The following is a 1,903-nucleotide window of genomic DNA, read 5'->3' on the forward strand; positions in this document are numbered from 1 at the left end:
GCCGCCCGCGGGCGGCCGGTAAGGAGAAACCATGTCACAACTGAGTTTTGAATCCCTGTTCCTGGCAGACCAGATTGATCCGCAGCCGCAGGGTTCTGCGCCTGCCCGGATGCTGTCGCCAGCTGAGGCGCGTAAAGAGTTCGCCAGTGTCTTCCGTCAGACGGCGAAAAATATGCGTCGTTCCGAAGTGTTCCGCGACTTCATCACCCTGGCAGCCAGCGAGCTGGATATGGCTCGTATTCGCTCGCCGGAGAACATCGAAAACAGCCGTCGCATCTGCGAACGGTATCAGCTGGACGATCTGGACGCCATGAAGCAGCTGTTCTGCCTGTTGGTGGAGGGGCTGGCGGGTGAAATTCATGATTTCCTCGGCGCTCTGTATATGGAGCAGGAGCTGGGCGCGGACGAAATGGGGCAGTATTTCTCCCCGTCCTGCATCTCCCGCCTGATGGCCGGACTACTCATGCCCGGCGCTCAGGAGACGATAAAGCGTGAGGGGTGGATGACGCTTGATGAGCCTGCCTGTGGTAGCGCCGGAATGGTCATTGCCTTTGCATACTGGATGGCTGAAGCGGGATATAACCCGTCAGAACAGCTGTATGCCACCTGCACAGATATCGATCAGATGGTGGCTGATATGGCCTTTATCCAGCTGTCACTGCTGGGTATACCCGCGAAAGTCGTGACCGGTAATACGCTGACCCTGAAAGCAAATCGCGTGCGTTATACCCCCGTTTATTACTTCAATGACTGGCAGGGACGTCTGGCGTTCCGCAGCCGTTTCGAAGCTATGAAAAACTTTCTGGCCACCGTGGCCGCCTGACTGACAGAGCGGCAGGGCAGACCTGCCGCAGGGAGAGAGAAAATGACAAGCAACACACTGAACGCTGTTCCGGCGACCGTGCTGGAGACGATGGCAGAACGCCTTAATGGTCAGCCTGAACCGCTAAAAATCCGCAGCAACGATGATCACGCCGCGCTGGCTGCCGATGTGCTCTGGAAATTTGCCCGTAAAACCGGGCTGAACAGGGAAAGCGAAAGCGTGCAAACTGTTATCACGGATTTTCTGGCCAATCTGCTGCACCTGTGCGAACAGTGCGAGCCGGACGGGGCTGGCATCGAGGGATTTAATGCCCTGCTGAACATGGCCATGATGCACTATGAGCAGGAAAACGGAGGTGATAGCGAAGAACCGATCTGATCGGAAATCCTTGCCCCGGTGCATATCATCGGGGCAACCGCAAAAAAATGCTTCCCCTTCGGGGAAACGGGGAGGGCGAAAGCGCCTCCGGCGCTCCTGCCTTTCCCCGTTGCAGTGCGTCTCTCCTTACCTGCGATCATAACCGGCGTCCTGCTGGTTAACTTCCTCAGCTGCAGCTCCGTGGCCATAACCCGAAAACAGGGCAGGGCGATGGCCCCCTTCGGCTCCCGGCCAGCACTGCTGTCCGGTCGTCGAGCCCCACTCCGCCAGGGCGGCCGCTGCGCACCCGCCGGGCTCCGCCGAACCCCTGCGGGTTTCGGGCTGACGCTAGGGTCTGATGGCGAAGGTCAAAGGCTGCGGCTTCTCCGGCCGTGCCGTCCGGAACGCCTTCACCGCGCCGGCTGATGCCGTCGCTTTAAGGCCGCCACGCCGTTCCGCCGTGTCGGGTGCGTGCATCCTGTTCCCCTGGTGAGGCCATCCCCCGTGCGTCCTCACGCGGAGGGCTTGTCGTAGCACCGTCAGTTCGTCATCCGAAGGGTGAAATGCACTCCGCCAAAACTTTTTGCGTGCCGCAAAAACTTTCGTCTGCGCCCTTCTCCTGCCGCCCTGCCGTTGCTCCTTTGCCCTTTGCCGCGAGAGAACTCACCAGGGAGATGGACAACCATCACCACAGGAGAAAACCAGGATGCACACACGAAACGT

3 protein-coding genes are annotated in these 1,903 nt (G+C 59.4%); 2 read left to right on the top strand and 1 reads right to left on the bottom strand.

Annotated elements, in window-relative coordinates; genetic code table 11:
- Nucleotides 1–31: 31 nt before the first annotated feature.
- The gene (locus ACMWKK_RS25970) at nt 32–823 is read left to right on the top strand and encodes an N-6 DNA methylase (protein WP_047028264.1); all 792 of its coding nucleotides are present in this window, start codon (nt 32–34) and stop codon (nt 821–823) included.
- Nucleotides 824–865: 42 nt separating this feature from the next.
- Entirely contained in the window at nt 866–1,201 is a 336-nt protein-coding gene (locus tag ACMWKK_RS25975; RefSeq protein ID WP_023345479.1) for a hypothetical protein, read from the top strand.
- A gap of 518 nt (nt 1,202–1,719) precedes the next feature.
- Here ACMWKK_RS25975 and ACMWKK_RS25980 read toward each other — a convergent pair.
- The coding region (locus ACMWKK_RS25980) for a hypothetical protein (protein ID WP_406542963.1) at nt 1,720–1,903 on the bottom strand (184 nt) is incomplete at its 5' end.

Origin of the sequence: Enterobacter sp. 01-M-03-SI-ECC (genome assembly GCF_047530215.1) — a bacterium.
GTDB lineage: Bacteria > Pseudomonadota > Gammaproteobacteria > Enterobacterales > Enterobacteriaceae > Enterobacter > Enterobacter chengduensis.

Bases quoted from the DNA above. Each gene is read 5' to 3' on its own strand.
- ACMWKK_RS25975 (WP_023345479.1), top strand. From the start codon at position 866: ATGACAAGCAACACACTGAACGCTGTTCCGGCGACCGTGCTGGAGACG.
- ACMWKK_RS25970 (WP_047028264.1), top strand. From the start codon at position 32: ATGTCACAACTGAGTTTTGAATCCCTGTTCCTGGCAGACCAGATTGAT.